Below are 15309 nucleotides of genomic sequence, written 5' to 3'. Positions count from 1 at the left end.
TTTGTATCTTTATAAGGCCTTAAAAAAAGCATTTATGAGTTACGAAAGCAATCCTATTCTGGACCGGCTGCCCAAGCATTTACAGCAGTATATCAAACCGCAGAATTACGAAGATTACTCCGCTGTAGACCAGGCCGTATGGCGGTATGTGATGCGGAAAAATGTGGATTACCTCAGCAGGGTGGCTCATGATTCGTATACCTCAGGCCTCAAGAAAACGGGGATTTCCATTGACCATATCCCGAATATGTATGGCATGAACCGTATCCTGAAAGAAATTGGCTGGGCTGCAGTAGCCGTGGATGGATTTATTCCACCTGCTGCCTTTATGGAGTTTCAGGCGTATAATGTTCTCGTAATTGCCTCAGACATCCGGCAACTGGAGCATATTGAATACACCCCGGCCCCGGATATCATTCATGAAGGGGCCGGGCACGCCCCCATTATTGCAAATCCGGAGTACGCCGAATACCTGAGGCGGTTTGGGGAAATCGGATGCAAGGCGCTCTCCAGTGCAAAAGATTATGAACTGTACGAAGCTGTAAGGCACCTTTCGATTATAAAAGAGGCCCCGGGAACTGAAGAAAATGAAATCCTCCTGGCAGAACAAAAAATTGAACAATTACAGGAAAATATGGGGGAACCCAGTGAAATGGCCCTTATCCGCAACCTGCATTGGTGGACGGTGGAATACGGGCTGATCGGAACCCTGGAGCATCCTAAAATATACGGTGCCGGTTTGCTGTCTTCCATTGGGGAAAGCAATTGGTGTATGACCGACAAGGTTGCAAAAATACCCTATTCCATAGAAGCGGCCCGTACGGCTTTTGACATTACCAAGCCCCAGCCCCAGCTTTTTGTAACACCAGATTTTGCTTTTCTAAGCCAGGTGCTGGAAGAGTTTGCCAACACCATGGCGCTTCGAAAAGGCGGGCTGGATGGCCTGCAGAAACTGATACACTCAGAGGCCCTTGGAACCGTTGAACTGAGTACAGGCCTGCAGATTTCAGGAATCTTTACCCGGGCCATTGAACACGATGGCAAAGCGATTTACCTGCAAACGAAAGGGCCCACAGCCCTGGCGTATCGGGAGAAGGAATTGATCGGGCACAGCACTGCACAGCACCCGGATGGGTTCGGAGCCCCAGTGGGGAAACTTAAAGGGATCAACCTGGCTATCGAAGATATGAGTCCAAGGGACCTGAAAGCCTACAAAATATATGAAGGGGAGCGCGTAGATCTAGAATTTACGGGAGGAATTACCCTTAGCGGGGATATTATTACCGGAACCCGAAATTTAAGGGGGGAAATTATCCTGATTACTTTTGAAAATTGCCTGGTAAAATACCAGGACGAAGTCCTATTCAAACCGGAATGGGGATTGTACCATATGGCTGTTGGGGAACAGATAGTATCAGCTTTTAACGGCCCGGCAGATTTAGATAGTTTTGACCTGGTTACCCATAAAACGGGAAGTACTACCATTAAAATCAAAAAAGACCAGAAACGGCAGCAACTGGAACGCCTTTACAGACAAATCAGGGAGTTCCGTGAAGGTATTAACACTACCATATCCCGAAACAAGGTATTACAGGAACTACAGGCAAACCATCCAAATGACTGGTTGTTGTCTGTAGAGCTGCTGGAGCTGGCCACAGGCGCCCAGGATGCCCCCTTTGCAAAAGAAATACGCGAACACCTGGAAACCGTGAAACAACAGCGGCCGGAAGTCGGGCATTTAATAGATGACGGGATTGCCCTTGCGGCAGGGAACAGGGTTGCCTCTTGAATTTATCGGAATTTATGAGAAATCCATAAAAGGATAGCGCCCTACCAACTCCTTTATCTGTCCCTCCAGTTTTATTCTGAAATTACGATGCGCTTCAGAATCGGCATGCAGGGGGCGATGTGCCAGGCCTTTGCGAATACGGTCCACTTCCTCCAGCACGGGAGTCAGGTCCGGGTCAATCCAGGAGGCTTTGAAGCGTTCCCAGATATAGTCTATTGCCATAGCATTGGGGTGAACCAAATCCGGCTTATAGAAGCGGTAATCCCGGAGTTCATCCATCATGATCTCATATGCAGGGAAATACTGCACATGTGCGGAGTCTGCCAGTTTATGGACTGCTGTTAGCAGATGGGCCTTACTGCGCTGGTTCTCAACAAGGCCATCCCTGACATGGCGAACGGGGGATACGGTCATCAGGAACTGCACCCCCGGATTGACCTCTCTGATTTTAGACAAGGCCTTCAAAAGGGATTCTTCCAACTGCCCCGGGTCCATTAATTGCTTTTCAAACAGGGATGCGGGCATTTTCTGGCAGTTTCCCACCCAGTTCCCACTGCTCAAAAGCTGGTAGACAAAGGCAGTGCCCAGGGTAATAACGATATGGGAAGCCATCTTTAGTCCTTCGGAAAGGGCCTGCAGTGACTCATTGTGTAGGGTTACTGCCTGGTTCAGGTCAGGTCCGGCCAGGTCTGAATGAGCCTCAAAATTACGCCAGAGGCCCTGGTTTTGAATAAAATCATCTGCAGTGTACCAGCGCCCGGCAAGTGAACGACCAATAAGGGTTTCAATAGCCTTTGGGTGGTACAAAACCCCCAGCGGGTTGGTGAGTTCTTGAAATTGGAAATGGGCTAATTTAGCACCCAGGTGAGCTGCAAAACAGGATCCCAGCAATACTACCGGCTTCTGATAGTCGATAAGGGGTTCTCCCTGCCTTACGGGTACTTCGGTACTCCATTTCATGTATTCTGATTTTGGGTCAGGACGTTTCCAGATAGGCCTCAACCGCCTGCAAAGCCTCGGGTATTCCCTCTGGTCGTTTTCCCCCGGCTGTAGCGAAAAAAGGCTGACCGCCACCGCCTCCCTGAATATGCCTACCCAATTCCCTGACAATGGCCCCCGCATTTAAATTCCGCTGCTCAACAACCGGTTTCGAAATATAACAGCTCAGGATGGCTTTGCCCTCCTGCTCGGTAGCCAGCAGCAAAAAGAGGTCTGAATACTCCTGCCCCAGTTCAAAGCAGAGGTCTTTTATGGCAGCAGCATCCAGGTCAATCTTTTTGGCCAGGAAATGCAGGCCATGCACCTCCCGGATAGCTTCTTTGAGTTCCGCCTTGAGCAGTCCGGCTTTTTCCCGGGTAAGGCGCTCTATTTCCTTTTTCAGCTCCGCATTTTCCTGTTGCAGGCCATTTATGGCCTGCAGCGGGTCTTTGGCGTTTTTCAACAGTCCTTTTATTTCGTGCAGGGTTTGGTCTGCCTCGGCATAATAGTCCCTTACGGCATCCGAGGTAATGGCTTCAATCCGCCTTACGCCAGCCGCGATAGCACCTTCGGATACGATTTTAAAATGCCAGATGTCAGCCGTATTGGCCACATGCGTACCCCCACACAATTCTATGGATTCCCCGAAGCGAATGGTACGTACCGAATCCCCGTATTTCTCCCCGAAAAGTGCCATAGCCCCTTCCTGCTGTGCCTGTTTGAGGGGGATGTCCCTTTGTTCAACAAGCGGCAGCTGCTGCTCTATACGGTCATTGACAAAAGACTCAACCCGGTCCAGTTCAGCCTGGGAGAGTTTGGAAAAATGCGAAAAGTCGAAACGCAGGTATTTGGAATGCACCGCCGAACCTTTTTGTTCCACATGGGTTCCGAGTACCGTTCTAAGTGCCTGATGCAGCAAGTGGGTAGCCGAATGGTTTCGCGCGGTTCGCTCTCGCTGCTTCTGGTCTACCACAGCCTTTAATTTTCCCTGAAGGTCTGAGGGCAAATTTTTGCAGATATGCAGGATTTCATTGTTTTCCTTTCGGGTATCAAGGATGTAAACAACATCGCCGTTCCCGGATTCCAGATAGCCCTTGTCCCCTACCTGACCGCCACCTTCCGGATAGAAAGGGGTTTTATCAAAGACCAGTTGAAATTGATCCCCCTCTTTTTTTGAAGAAACCTTTCGGTACTTGAGCAGTTGAACGGTTGCCGTGAGCTCATCATATCCAATAAATTCAGGCTGGAGGCCCTCGTGTAATACGGTCCAGTCATCACGGGCAATTTCCGAGGCTGCCCGGGAGCGGTTTTTCTGCTCCTCCATGGCCAGGCGGAATCCCTTTTCATCCAGGGAATAACCTTTTTCCTCAAGGATAAGCGCCGTCAGGTCTATGGGAAAGCCAAAGGTGTCATACAGTTCAAAGGCCTGTTTTCCATCTACAATTTTCCCGGAAGTGCGGCCTATAATATCATCCAGCAGGCCCAGGCCCTGCTCCAGGGTTTTAAGGAAGGATACTTCTTCTTCCCGCACCACATTTTCAATAAGTTGTTGCTGTTCCCGGAGCTCAGGGAAGGCTTCCCCCATGAGATTACCCAATACTTTTACCAGTTTGAACATAAAAGGTTCCCTGGCACCTAAAAAGGTGAAGCCGTAGCGGATGGCCCTCCTGAGAATCCTCCGGATTACATAGCCGGCTCCTGAATTCGCGGGCAACTGCCCGTCTGCTATGGCAAAGGAAACCGCCCGGATATGATCGGCAAGAACCCGTATGGCAATATCCGTTTCACGCCCGGAACCGTATTTTGAACCCGTAATACCCTCTATTTCCCGAATCAGGGGAGTGAAGAGGTCTGTATCGTAATTGGACTGTACCCCCTGCAATACCATGCAAAGCCTTTCGAATCCCATACCCGTATCCACATGACGCTGTGGCAGCGGCTCCAGGCGTCCATCGGCCTTTCGGTTGTATTGAATAAAAACCAGGTTCCATATTTCCACCACCTGCGGATGGTCCTGGTTCACCAGCTGTGCCCCGTCCGTTTTTTTACGTTCTTCTGCTGAGCGGATATCCACATGGATTTCCGAACAGGGGCCGCAGGGTCCCTGGTCTCCCATTTCCCAGAAGTTATCCTTTTTAGAACCCATTAGAATGCGATCCTCCGGGAGAATAGCCTTCCAGTAGTCAAATGCCTCCTGGTCCTTTTCCAGTTTGTCGGCATCCTCAGTCCCTTCAAAAATGGTGATGTACAGGCGGTCCGGATCTATCTTGCAGACCTCTGTCAAAAATTCCCAGGCCCAGGGGATGGCTTCTTTTTTAAAGTAATCGCCAAAGCTCCAGTTCCCGAGCATCTCGAACATGGTGTGGTGGTAGGTATCCTTTCCAACCTCTTCCAGGTCATTGTGTTTCCCGCTTACCCTCAGGCACTTCTGGGTGTCTGCCACCCTTGGGGCACTTGCCTTGCTGATCCCCAGGAAATATTCCTTGAACTGGTTCATCCCGGCATTGGTAAACATCAGGGTAGGATCATCCTTGATTACCATGGGAGCCGAGGGAACTATTTTGTGTCCTTTCTCCTTAAAAAATTCTAAAAATCTGCTTCTTATCTCCCTGGAAGTCATTGAAAAAGCCTGGCTTACTTTAAATTTAGGTTTTTGTGCAAAACAATTTTTATATTTGTTACTTGCAGCTATCAACGCACAAAAATAGGATAAAATCCATATATGACTAAGGTAAAGTACTATTACGATCCGGATACCTTATCCTACCGGAAAATCGAACCCAAAAAATCCAGGAAGTACCGGAATATTTTCCTTTTTGTACTCGGCGCTGCCCTTTTTGGATTCCTGGGTCTGATCTTCCTGCTAAACACCAATTTACTGAATACCCCAAAAGAACTGGCCCTGCAGCGGGAACTCAACAATTATGAACTCCGCTTCGAACTCCTGAACCGGAAAATGAACCAGATGGAACAGGTACTCACCAATATTGAAGACAGGGATAACAATATATACCGCCTGTATTTTGAGGCCAACCCTATCCCTGAAGAACAGCGCAGGGCAGGTTTTGGAGGGGTGAACCGCTATAAGGACCTGGAAGGGTTTAATAATTCAGAAATGATCATTTCCACCACCAGGCGCATGGAAATTATTCAAAAACAGATGGTTATCCAGTCCAAATCGCTGGATGAGATCACCAAACTGGCAGAAGAAAAAGAAAAACTACTGGCGGCCATCCCGGCCATACAGCCGGTAAACAATGAAGAACTTACAAGGATGGCCTCTGGTTATGGCTGGCGGTCCGACCCCTTTACCAAAGCGCGGAAAATGCACTGGGGAATGGATTTTACAGCGCCCAGAGGGGTACCCGTTTACGCCACCGGAGACGGGAAGGTCATCCGGGCAGACAACAATGCTTCCGGTTACGGAAAGCACATCCGTGTAGATCACGGATACGGCTATATGACCCTCTATGCCCACCTGAGCCGTTACAATGTCAAAAGGGGGCAGCAGGTAAAGAGAGGAGACCTTATAGGTTTTGTGGGTAGTACAGGACGTTCCGAAGCCCCGCACCTGCATTATGAGGTATGGAAAGACGGAGACAGGATCAACCCCATCAACTTCTATTATGGAAGTTTAACCGCCGAGGAGTTTGAGAACATGCTCAAAACGGCCAGCCAGGAAAACCAATCGCTTGACTAATGCATGTAGAACTACCTGAAAAACGCTATTACGGTATTGGTGAAGTCGCCAGGGCCTTTGACGTAAATACTTCCCTGATACGCTTCTGGGAGAAGGAGTTTGACGTGTTACAACCCAAGAAAAATGCCAAGGGTAACCGCAAGTTTACCCCAAAGGACATTGCGAACCTCGAATTGATATACCACCTGGTTAAGGAAAGGGGGTTTACCCTGGAGGGGGCTAAGATCCACTTAAAGGAAAACAAGCAGAAAACCCTGGACAACTACGAAATCATCCGGAAACTGGAGCGAGTCAAAGCTGAACTCACCAAAATAAAGGACCAGCTGTAGTGTAACAAAAGGCTGGTTTTCGCTACAAATAGTGTACTAACCGTTAAATATTATAAACAAATGAAAAAGTGGTTAATTCCAGTAATTATCCTGCTGGTCGTAGGCGCAGGACTCTATCGCTGGGCTGTAGGATTCAACAATACCGCTGTGGAATACGAGGCCAATGCCAAAACTGCCTGGTCTAATGTGGAAAGCAGCTACCAGCGGCGGAACGATTTAATCGGGAACCTGGTCAAAACCGTACAGGGGGCCGCCGATTTTGAGAGAGGAACCCTTACGGATGTCATCGAGGCACGGGCCAAAGCAACTTCTACCACCATAGATGCCAATAACCTTAACGCAGAACAACTGGCGGCCTTTCAGGAGGCCCAGACCGGCCTCTCCTCTGCCCTGTCCAGGCTGCTGGTAACCGTAGAACGCTACCCGGAGCTTAAGGCCAACCAGAATTTCCTGGAACTACAGGCCCAGCTGGAAGGGACCGAGAACCGCATCAATGTGGCAAGGGACCGCTTTAATGAGCAGGTCAACACCTACGATATACACATTTCAAAATTCCCAAACAGCATTTTTGCAGGATGGTTTGGTTTTGAGGATATGCCTCGTTACAAAGCCGATCCGGGTTCCGAACAGGCCCCTGAAGTGGATTTTGATTTTGATTAATCCTAAATTATGTCTGAGGTCGAATCTTTTCTGAGCAAACAGGACGAGGCGGAAATTGTACAGGCCATCCTGGAGGCTGAAAAGGATACCTCCGGGGAAATCCGCGTACATCTGGAACACAGTTTCAAAGGCGATCATATGAAAAGGGCACAGGAGCTTTTCTATCGCCTTAAAATGGACAATACCCGGGAATCCAACGGGGTATTGCTCTACATTGCCGTACACGACCACCGCTTTGCCATTATAGGGGACTCGGGCATAAATAAACGGGTTCCCGACAATTTCTGGGATAAGACCAGAGACCTCATCGGCCGGCATTTCAAAAACGGAGCATTTAAAGAAGGGATCGTCGCAGGTGTACTGTCGGCAGGAGAGGAATTAAAAAAACATTTCCCATGGAAACCCGGAGACACAAACGAACTAAGCAATGAAGTATCCAGGAATTAAAATCATCCTGGTACTGCTGGCAGCCGTCAGCAGCAACTGGCTGCAGGCACAGTTTGAGATTCCCGCAAAACCACCGCTCTCGGAACAAACCAGTCTGTATGACTATTATGGATTGCTGAGCAGCTCAGAGGCCAGCCAACTGGAGCAGAAACTGATCCGGTATTCAGACAGCACCTCTACCCAGATTGTAGTTGCCATAATCGCAAGTACCGAAGGGGAAAACATTAACTACCTGGGAGCCCAGTGGGGCCAGAAATGGGGCATTGGCCAGGCTAAGGAAGACAATGGCATCCTGGTGCTGCTCGCCCGGGATGACCGGAGGATTGCCATCAATACCGGATATGGGGTGGAAGAATTCCTTACGGATGCCCTTTCCAAACGGATCATTGAGCGCATCATCATTCCCGAATTCAAAAAGGATGACTACTACGCGGGCCTGGACAGGGGTACGGATGCTATTTTCCAGGTACTGACCGGAGAGTTTACAGCTCCGGAAAGCAGGGGGCCGGGCCCCAATAAATTTCCATTCCGCGCACTGTTGCCCTTTATTATTTTCATCATCATTATTGTAATTCTGGCTTCACGCAAAAACCGCCGCGGTGGTGGCAGGGGCGGCGGCCGAAACAAAGGCCTGGACATTTGGGACATCATTATCCTCAGCAATATGGGGCGTTCCGGTTCCCGTGGAGGCGGCTTTGGCAGCGGAGGTGGTTTTGGCGGTGGAGGCTTTGGAGGCGGCTTCGGCGGGGGCGGCTTTGGGGGTGGCGGAGCCTCAGGTGGGTGGTAATCTCCTATGCCCTATGCAACCTTTTTCACGAGTTAGTATCCAAAACTTAAAACGCTTTCCATGAAAAAACAGCTAATCCTCATTTTTACCCTGCTAATTATCCTCTCCTGCGATGAAAACAGGATTGACTGCAGCACGGTACTTTGTGCTGGCCCACCTGTGTTCTTTTTTGAGCTGAATTCAAATGGTGAGAACGTTTTGGAAAACGACACCTATACCCTAGATAACATATCCGTCACCGGAACAGATGAAGCTTCCCTGGTACTGGAAATCCGACCGATTCAAACCGTTTCGGGAGAAGTCGCCAGCCTGGTGTTAAACAATCCGTCATGGGAACCCCGGGCTTATGAACTGGTATTAAATCTCGGGGCGGACTTTTCCGTTCCCCTTTCGATTGATATGGGCCTTACTGAAGTGGAGAGCTGTTGTGGGGGCATCCCTGTGGTAAACGCCATTTCGATTGATGGAGAATTGCAATCACTAAATGGAGGGACCTTCTTTACTGTCGTTTTGAATTGATCTTTACTTCTTCCGCATAAAGATATCCATGGGAACCCCTGTAAAATCAAATTCCTTTCGCAATTTATTTTCAAGAAAGCGTTTGTAGGGCTCCTTGACGTATTGAGGTAAATTGCAAAAAAAGGCAAACTGCGGATAGGGTGTGGGCAGCTGGGTGCAAAACTTGATTTTGACGTACTTCCCCTTATAACCCGGAGGGGGGTTCCTTTCAATAATGGGCAGCATAATGTCATTCAGCTTTCGGGTAGGTATCTTACGGGAACGGGCCTGATAGACGGCAACTGCCGTTTCAATAGCCTTGAAGATCCGCTGCTTGTTCAGCACGGAGATAAACAAGATTGGGACGTCCACAAAAGGAGAAATCACCTCATGTATTTTTTTGGTGTACTCCTTTACGGAGGCGGTATCCTTTTCGACCTTATCCCATTTATTCACCAGGATTACGATCCCTTTATGGTTGCGGTGTGCCAACCAGAAAATATTCTGTACCTGCCCGTCAAAACCCCGGGTAGCATCCACCAGCAACAGGCATACATCTGAATGTTCAATGGTGCGCACCGAACGCATTACGGAATAGAATTCCAGATCTTCCTTTACCTTGGCTTTACGGCGGATCCCGGCAGTATCCACCAGGTTAAATTCAAAACCAAAACGGTTGTAGCGGGTGTCGATACTGTCTCTTGTAGTTCCGGCGATGTCTGTTACAATATAGCGCTCCTCCCCGATCAGGGCATTGATAAAGGAAGACTTGCCGGCATTGGGACGGCCTACTACCGCAAAGCGGGGCAGGTTTTCTTCGGGGACTTCTTCTTCCGGCAGCACTTCCACAAGGGCATCCAGTAATTCCCCCGTACCACTGCCGTTGATACTAGAAACCGGATAATAATCCCCCAGGCCGAGATTGTAGAATTCCACGGCATCCTCCAGTCTTTTGGCATTGTCCGCCTTGTTTACCACCAGGAAAACGGGCTTTTCCACCTTGCGCAGCAGCCTGGCCACATCCTCATCCATCCCGGTAATGCCGGTTTCGGCATCCACCATAAAAAGGATGGCATCTGCCTCATCAATGGCCAATTCCACCTGCCGGTCTATCTGCTGCTCAAATACATCTTCACTCCCTTTCACATAGCCACCGGTATCGATCAGGGAAAATTTCTTTCCATTCCAGTCCGATTTGCCGTAATGCCGGTCTCGGGTAACCCCGCTTACCGCATCCACAATGGCCTCCCGCCTTTGGATCATTCGGTTGAAAAATGTGGATTTCCCTACATTTGGCCTTCCCACAATGGCAACAATACCAGACATATACCTGAATTTGGCGGTAAAGGTAGTGCTATTAAGAGATATTACCGAATCTGTTATTCGATAAGAAAAGCTACCCCGGATGCAGAAGGTTTTATATTTTAGATGATATAACAAACCCTTACATGTCTCTACCCAGTGAAATAGTCCTGCGTCCCCGCTTTCAGCAATTGCTGGCCGAACCGGCCGACGGAGTCCTGCAGCGCCTGGAGCAGTCTAATGACCCTGACTTTGAACTGAAGCGTATGGATGACCATATCTTTATCAAGATAGGGGAAGCCAGGAGGCATTTCTGGTCTCCTCAGCTCCAATTGGAGATCCTGGATGAAGAAGATGGAGGATGCAAAATCTACGGCCTGTTTGGCCCCAACCCTACCCTGTGGACCTTTTTTATGTTCCTGCACTTCGGGGTGGCCACCCTCTTTATCATTTTTGGTATCTGGGCCTATAGCAGTGCAGCCCTGGGCAGGGATTACGGCATTCTTGTCGGGGCCATGGTTTTTATGGTAATACTCTGGTTTGTATTCTACGCCTTCGGAAGGGCCGGACGTGCCAAGGGCAAACCGCAAATGCGCGAGCTGCACAACTTTTTCCAGCAAGCCCTGCAGGGATAGTTATTTAGACTGGTAGCCGAAGCGCCGGAGTTGACGGCTGTCGCTGCGCCAGTTCTTATTGACTTTTACGAAGAGTTCCAGAAATACCTTCTTGTCAAAAAAAGCTTCCATATCCTTTCGGGCCTCGGTCCCCACCCTTTTAAGGGCACTGCCTTTGTGACCAATAATGATGCCCTTCTGGGTTTCCCGCTCTACCATGATCACAGCACCAATTCGAATGATATCGTCTGTTTCTTCAAAACTTTCGGTTTCAATTTCAACCGAATAGGGAACCTCTTTCTTATAGTGCTGCAGTATTTTTTCCCGGATAATCTCATTGACAAAAAAACGCTCCGGCTTGTCGGTAAGCTGGTCTTTGGGAAAATAAGGCGGGCTTTCCGGAAGCAGCTCCAGAATGCGGTTAAAAACCGTATCCAGGTTGAAGCGCTCCAGGGCCGAGATAGGGATAACCTCCGCAGCCGGCAGCTCTTCATTCCAAAACTGTACCTGGGCTTCCAGCTTTTCCTGCTCGCTGGTATCAATTTTATTGATCAGCAGCAAAAGCGGAACCTTGGTTTTTTTTAATTTTTTCAGGAATTCCTCGTCCTTCAGGCCTTTCTCCCCTACTTCCAACATATAGAGCAAAACATCTGCATCCTTGAGGGCCGAGCGCACAAAGTCCATCATGGACTCCTGGAGTTCGTAAGCTGGTTTGATGATTCCCGGGGTATCGGAAAAAACCACCTGGAAATCATCCCCGTTCACAATCCCAAGGATACGGTGGCGGGTGGTCTGCGCCTTGGAAGTGATGATGGAAAGGCGTTCCCCCACCAGGGCGTTCATCAGGGTAGACTTGCCCACATTGGGGTTTCCGATAATATTTACAAATCCGGCTTTATGCTTTTTCATGTTTGAGTTTTGCAAAGTATTTTTTAGAGGCCTTATTAACCTTTGGAGCCAGATAGAGCACCGCAATCATATTGGGGATAACCATAAGCGCGTAAGACAGGTCTATCAGGTTTTTGACCAGCTCCAGGGAGGCGATGGCCGCAAAGACGATCATCAGCACAAAATAAACATTATACCAGCGCCCGATGCGGGCATTGGTAAGAAAAGATAAGCTTTTTACCCCGTAATAGGAATAGGTGAACAGGGTAGACAGGGCAAAAGCAGTCACAATAATCATCAGCAATTCATCTCCAAAACCAAACAGGGTGGTACGGAAAGCATTCAGGGTCATCACAATTCCGCTGCCATCTTCCAGGTAGGCCCCACTGAGGATGATCACCACAGCTGTAAAGGTACACACCATGATGGTGTCAATAAAAGGGCCCAGCATGGCCACCAGCCCTTCCTTGATGGGCTCATCGTTCTTGCTTTGCCCGTGGTACATTGGTGCACTTCCCAGCCCCGCTTCGTTGGAGAACATGGCGCGCCGAATCCCTATAATCACCAGCCCCCAGAAGCCCCCGGTAACCACCGTCTTAAAATTCCAGGCTTCGGTAAGGATGAGTTTCAGGGACGGCCAGACCAGTTCCGAGTTCATCACCATTACGGCAATAACCGCCAGCAGGTAGACCAGCACCATGAAAGGCACAATGGCCGAGGCCACTTTGGCTATTTTGGTGAGGCCCCCGAAAATTACAAAGGAGGTAATGACCGCCAGGATGATTCCAATCAGCAATTTCCAGTTGAATTCCGAAGTAGCCCAAATGGTATCCGTGGGTTCTACCACACTCATAAAGGTTTCGGTAAACTGGTTGGCCGTAAAGACCCCAAGAAACCCAAACAACCCGCATATACAGAAAAAGGTGGCCAGTGGTTTGGCTTTCTTGCCCATTCCCTGGGTGATGTAGAACATGGGACCCCCCTGCAATTTCCCGTCGGAGTCTTTCCCCCGGAACATGATGGCCAGGCTGCAGGAATAGAATTTAATGCTCATCCCGATAAGGGCCGTAACCCAGATCCAGAAAACCACGCCCGGGCCCCCGTCGTGGATGGCAATAGCCACCCCTGAAATATTCCCAAGGCCCACCGTTGCCGCCACAGCAGCCGAAAGCGCCTGAAAAGAGCTGACTTCCCCCTCTGCATTTTTATCGTCGTATTTGCCCGCGGTAATGGCAATGGCATGCCCGAAAAAGCGGTAAGGTAAAAAGCGGGAATAGAGCACCAGGAAAAGTCCTCCGCCTATCAGCAGGATAAACATCGGCCACTCCGTGTAGGGGATCAGGCCGGCAATAAAATCGTTGATTGCACCCATAGGATTTCTAAGAGTTCCGAAGGTAGGGAATTTCAAAAAAAAGGAGCCTCAGGCCCCAAAATAATTCTCCTGGCATTTTTTTGATTAAACCAATAAACCATCGTATATTTGCCGTCCACATCGCGGGGTAGAGCAGTAGGTAGCTCGTCGGGCTCATAACCCGAAGGTCGCTGGTTCGAGTCCAGTCCCCGCTACAAAGGAAGCCATCAACGAAAGTTGGTGGCTTTTTTCTTTGGAAGCAAACCAAGCTTGCTTGAGTTTGCGAAAAAAGGAAAAAGACAATGCCATGCAAAGCATGGCGATGGCTTCCTTTGTAAAGCCCCTCATTAGGCCGTTTTCCGATCCGCTGAAGGCGGAGAGGAAAACAATCCAGACTCCTCGGGAAATTCCACCCCGATAGCCCCGATATTTATCGGGGGGGGCCAAGTACCAAGCACCAAAACACAAATTCCAAACGGAACGCTTAGTTTTCATATTTAGTTGAAACCCATTCCAATTGACCAAGATCATACGAATTGATTTGATCATAAATTACCTTAACAGATCAAGTTTACAAATATGCTTTTCTTCTTCCGTAAAATCCGCCGGGAACTTTTAGCCAGTAGTAAATTCTTCAGGTATATGAAATACGCCATTGGGGAAATTATCCTCGTGGTCCTTGGTATTTTAATTGCTTTACAAATCGATACTTGGAATGAATCCAGAAAAGACGAGGAAATCAAGATTCGGTATTTAAAGCAACTGGAAACCGAATTTGCTCAAAATTTGGAGTTGATAAACCAAAGTATAAGGGGCTATGAGATCATAAAAACGACATCATCAAAGCTTTTGAACTTTACCGGGGAAAAGCGGATGGAAATATCCGAAAAAGAATTAGCCACGATACTAAATAAAAGCTTCGCGGGAACCCCGAGGTATATCCCGAGCCCAAGTATCATTCAAGATTTCATCAATTCCGGCATCCTGTCTGACTTAAATAATGATACCTTGAGAATCCAACTGGCAGAATGGTCTGTAATTCTGGAGGGTGCCAAAAGGAGGGAAGATGAAATCATAGAGCAAAGGAACGCCCTAATCAAACTTCTGCTTTTAAAAATCCCCTTTCTTCATGCTTTGAAAATTGACGGCTCGGGTGATCTTTATGAACCGTTATCTTATGGTTCAAATTTTGAGGGAGACGTAAGAGACATTCTTAATGATATGGAGTTCGAAAACCGGCTGTCTTTTATTATTGTAAGCCTTTTGGGCGGTGATATAGCATACAAAGGTATTAAGGTGCATTGCGAACGCATATTGTCTACTATTGAGAATGAAATCAAAGCCAGTAAAAATTGAGTGCCCAACCTTAAGAACTGTGAAGTTCTCCGTAGAAAGAGTCGTCTTCGGACTACCTGCCCCCTGGACAATTTTCTATTATTAAACCATGAGCAATTTTTTAAGGAATACGGTCTGCCGAGACCATCCTGAGGGCTTTCCGGGAAGGACTGCACTATCACGATTCGATTAGTAAGCATTTTGTCAGGTTAAACCCAAAATTTTTGGTTACCATGACCGCCTACAATAACCTCAACCAAATTGGCATGCGGATCCTTCAAAACGATTCCCTACGAAAGGAAATAATCTTTCACTACCAACATAATTACGAACTATTGCTGGGGTGGAATGAAGGCTTGTACAATCTATGGTTTGATGATGCTGCAAAAATTTATGATACCCATTTCAGGAAATTCCAATACAGAATAGGGGCCGTACCCTTTGATTACCAAGCCCTTCGAAGGAATGAAGAGTACATAAATCACCTTAATATCAGGATTGGCTTATTAAACTCGTCTATTGAACGCAACAACAATACTATTGAGCGGAGTGAGGCCCTGATCGATCTGATTGAAAAAGAACTAAAAAAAAGAAACAGGGAATAACTCTCCGGGCTGCTTTATCAATAATT

General features: G+C 48.3%; 15 protein-coding genes and 1 tRNA gene. 11 read left to right on the top strand and 5 right to left on the bottom strand.

Translation table 11 applies throughout. The features are described 5' to 3' along the window. Window positions 1-34: 34 nt before the first annotated feature. On the top strand, window positions 35-1789 hold the full coding sequence (locus ACT6NU_RS08855) for an aromatic amino acid hydroxylase (protein ID WP_445381318.1): 1755 nt from the start codon (window positions 35-37) through the stop codon (window positions 1787-1789). A gap of 12 nt (window positions 1790-1801) precedes the next feature. On the opposite strand, the gene ACT6NU_RS08850 is transcribed toward ACT6NU_RS08855, so the two are convergent. Together ACT6NU_RS08850 and alaS are read right to left on the bottom strand one after the other, a co-directional pair. Next, on the bottom strand, window positions 1802-2749 hold the full coding sequence (locus ACT6NU_RS08850) for a GSCFA domain-containing protein (protein ID WP_445381317.1): 948 nt from the start codon (window positions 2747-2749) through the stop codon (window positions 1802-1804). Window positions 2750-2765: 16 nt separating this feature from the next. Then, on the bottom strand, window positions 2766-5387 hold the full coding sequence (gene alaS / locus ACT6NU_RS08845) for an alanine--tRNA ligase (protein WP_445381316.1): 2622 nt from the start codon (window positions 5385-5387) through the stop codon (window positions 2766-2768). Between the two features lie 102 nt (window positions 5388-5489). Here alaS and ACT6NU_RS08840 point away from each other — a divergent pair, with 102 nt between their 5' ends. From ACT6NU_RS08840 to ACT6NU_RS08815, 6 genes are read left to right on the top strand one after another with little or no spacing between them, the layout of a single operon-like run. After that, on the top strand, window positions 5490-6467 hold the full coding sequence (locus ACT6NU_RS08840; protein ID WP_445381315.1) for a M23 family metallopeptidase: 978 nt from the start codon (window positions 5490-5492) through the stop codon (window positions 6465-6467). Further along, window positions 6467-6796: a MerR family transcriptional regulator gene (locus tag ACT6NU_RS08835; RefSeq protein WP_445381314.1), complete on the top strand. Its 330-nt coding sequence runs from the start codon at window positions 6467-6469 to the stop codon at window positions 6794-6796. The genes ACT6NU_RS08840 and ACT6NU_RS08835 overlap by 1 nt, the downstream gene beginning before the upstream one ends. 60 nt (window positions 6797-6856) lie before the next feature. Then, window positions 6857-7456, top strand: a complete 600-nt coding sequence (locus ACT6NU_RS08830) for a LemA family protein (protein ID WP_445381313.1) — start codon at window positions 6857-6859, stop codon at window positions 7454-7456. 9 nt (window positions 7457-7465) lie between these two features. Beyond that, window positions 7466-7903, top strand: a complete 438-nt coding sequence (locus ACT6NU_RS08825; RefSeq protein WP_445381312.1) for a TPM domain-containing protein — start codon at window positions 7466-7468, stop codon at window positions 7901-7903. Then, window positions 7884-8690 carry a TPM domain-containing protein gene (locus ACT6NU_RS08820; protein WP_445381311.1) on the top strand — a complete coding sequence of 269 codons (807 nt, stop codon included), beginning with the start codon at window positions 7884-7886 and terminating at the stop codon, window positions 8688-8690. The genes ACT6NU_RS08825 and ACT6NU_RS08820 overlap by 20 nt, the downstream gene beginning before the upstream one ends. Before the next feature lie 60 nt (window positions 8691-8750). Then, window positions 8751-9209, top strand: a complete 459-nt coding sequence (locus ACT6NU_RS08815; protein WP_445381310.1) for a hypothetical protein — start codon at window positions 8751-8753, stop codon at window positions 9207-9209. Window positions 9210-9212: 3 nt separating this feature from the next. On the opposite strand, the gene der is transcribed toward ACT6NU_RS08815, so the two are convergent. Further along, complete coding sequence (der, locus tag ACT6NU_RS08810) at window positions 9213-10514, bottom strand: ribosome biogenesis GTPase Der (RefSeq protein WP_445381309.1); 1302 nt, start codon at window positions 10512-10514, stop codon at window positions 9213-9215. A gap of 122 nt (window positions 10515-10636) precedes the next feature. On the opposite strand from der, the gene ACT6NU_RS08805 reads away from it, so the two are divergent. Next, window positions 10637-11125, top strand: coding sequence for a GTP-binding protein (locus ACT6NU_RS08805; protein ID WP_445381308.1), 489 nt, complete (start codon window positions 10637-10639; stop codon window positions 11123-11125). Here ACT6NU_RS08805 and era read toward each other — a convergent pair whose 3' ends face one another. Further along, window positions 11126-12013: a GTPase Era gene (era, locus tag ACT6NU_RS08800; protein WP_445381307.1), complete on the bottom strand. Its 888-nt coding sequence runs from the start codon at window positions 12011-12013 to the stop codon at window positions 11126-11128. After that, complete coding sequence (locus tag ACT6NU_RS08795) at window positions 12000-13364, bottom strand: alanine/glycine:cation symporter family protein (RefSeq protein ID WP_445381306.1); 1365 nt, start codon at window positions 13362-13364, stop codon at window positions 12000-12002. The genes era and ACT6NU_RS08795 overlap by 14 nt, the downstream gene beginning before the upstream one ends. Window positions 13365-13485: 121 nt before the next feature. Between ACT6NU_RS08795 and ACT6NU_RS08790 the strand changes: the two genes are divergently transcribed. From ACT6NU_RS08790 to ACT6NU_RS08780, 3 genes are all read left to right on the top strand, one after another. Next, a tRNA-Met gene (locus tag ACT6NU_RS08790) sits at window positions 13486-13558 on the top strand. Window positions 13559-13922: 364 nt separating this feature from the next. Beyond that, window positions 13923-14699: a DUF6090 family protein gene (locus ACT6NU_RS08785; protein ID WP_445381305.1), complete on the top strand. Its 777-nt coding sequence runs from the start codon at window positions 13923-13925 to the stop codon at window positions 14697-14699. Between the two features lie 203 nt (window positions 14700-14902). After that, window positions 14903-15283 carry a hypothetical protein gene (locus ACT6NU_RS08780; RefSeq protein WP_445381304.1) on the top strand — a complete coding sequence of 127 codons (381 nt, stop codon included), beginning with the start codon at window positions 14903-14905 and terminating at the stop codon, window positions 15281-15283. Window positions 15284-15309 lie beyond the last annotated feature (26 nt).

It is taken from the genome of Robiginitalea rubriflava, from assembly GCF_052540725.1.
The sequence above is the reverse complement of the archived record's forward strand: the minus strand, read 5'-3'. Positions and strand labels throughout refer to the sequence as shown.

Coding starts and splice junctions, on each gene's coding strand:
- ACT6NU_RS08855 (WP_445381318.1), top strand. CDS start 35: ATGAGTTACGAAAGCAATCCTATTCTGGACCGGCTGCCCAAGCATTTA.
- ACT6NU_RS08850 (WP_445381317.1), bottom strand. CDS start 2,749: ATGAAATGGAGTACCGAAGTACCCGTAAGGCAGGGAGAACCCCTTATC.
- alaS (WP_445381316.1), bottom strand. CDS start 5,387: ATGACTTCCAGGGAGATAAGAAGCAGATTTTTAGAATTTTTTAAGGAG.
- ACT6NU_RS08840 (WP_445381315.1), top strand. CDS start 5,490: ATGACTAAGGTAAAGTACTATTACGATCCGGATACCTTATCCTACCGG.
- ACT6NU_RS08835 (WP_445381314.1), top strand. CDS start 6,467: ATGCATGTAGAACTACCTGAAAAACGCTATTACGGTATTGGTGAAGTC.
- ACT6NU_RS08830 (WP_445381313.1), top strand. CDS start 6,857: ATGAAAAAGTGGTTAATTCCAGTAATTATCCTGCTGGTCGTAGGCGCA.
- ACT6NU_RS08825 (WP_445381312.1), top strand. CDS start 7,466: ATGTCTGAGGTCGAATCTTTTCTGAGCAAACAGGACGAGGCGGAAATT.
- ACT6NU_RS08820 (WP_445381311.1), top strand. CDS start 7,884: ATGAAGTATCCAGGAATTAAAATCATCCTGGTACTGCTGGCAGCCGTC.
- ACT6NU_RS08815 (WP_445381310.1), top strand. CDS start 8,751: ATGAAAAAACAGCTAATCCTCATTTTTACCCTGCTAATTATCCTCTCC.
- der (WP_445381309.1), bottom strand. CDS start 10,514: ATGTCTGGTATTGTTGCCATTGTGGGAAGGCCAAATGTAGGGAAATCC.
- ACT6NU_RS08805 (WP_445381308.1), top strand. CDS start 10,637: ATGTCTCTACCCAGTGAAATAGTCCTGCGTCCCCGCTTTCAGCAATTG.
- era (WP_445381307.1), bottom strand. CDS start 12,013: ATGAAAAAGCATAAAGCCGGATTTGTAAATATTATCGGAAACCCCAAT.
- ACT6NU_RS08795 (WP_445381306.1), bottom strand. CDS start 13,364: ATGGGTGCAATCAACGATTTTATTGCCGGCCTGATCCCCTACACGGAG.
- ACT6NU_RS08785 (WP_445381305.1), top strand. CDS start 13,923: ATGCTTTTCTTCTTCCGTAAAATCCGCCGGGAACTTTTAGCCAGTAGT.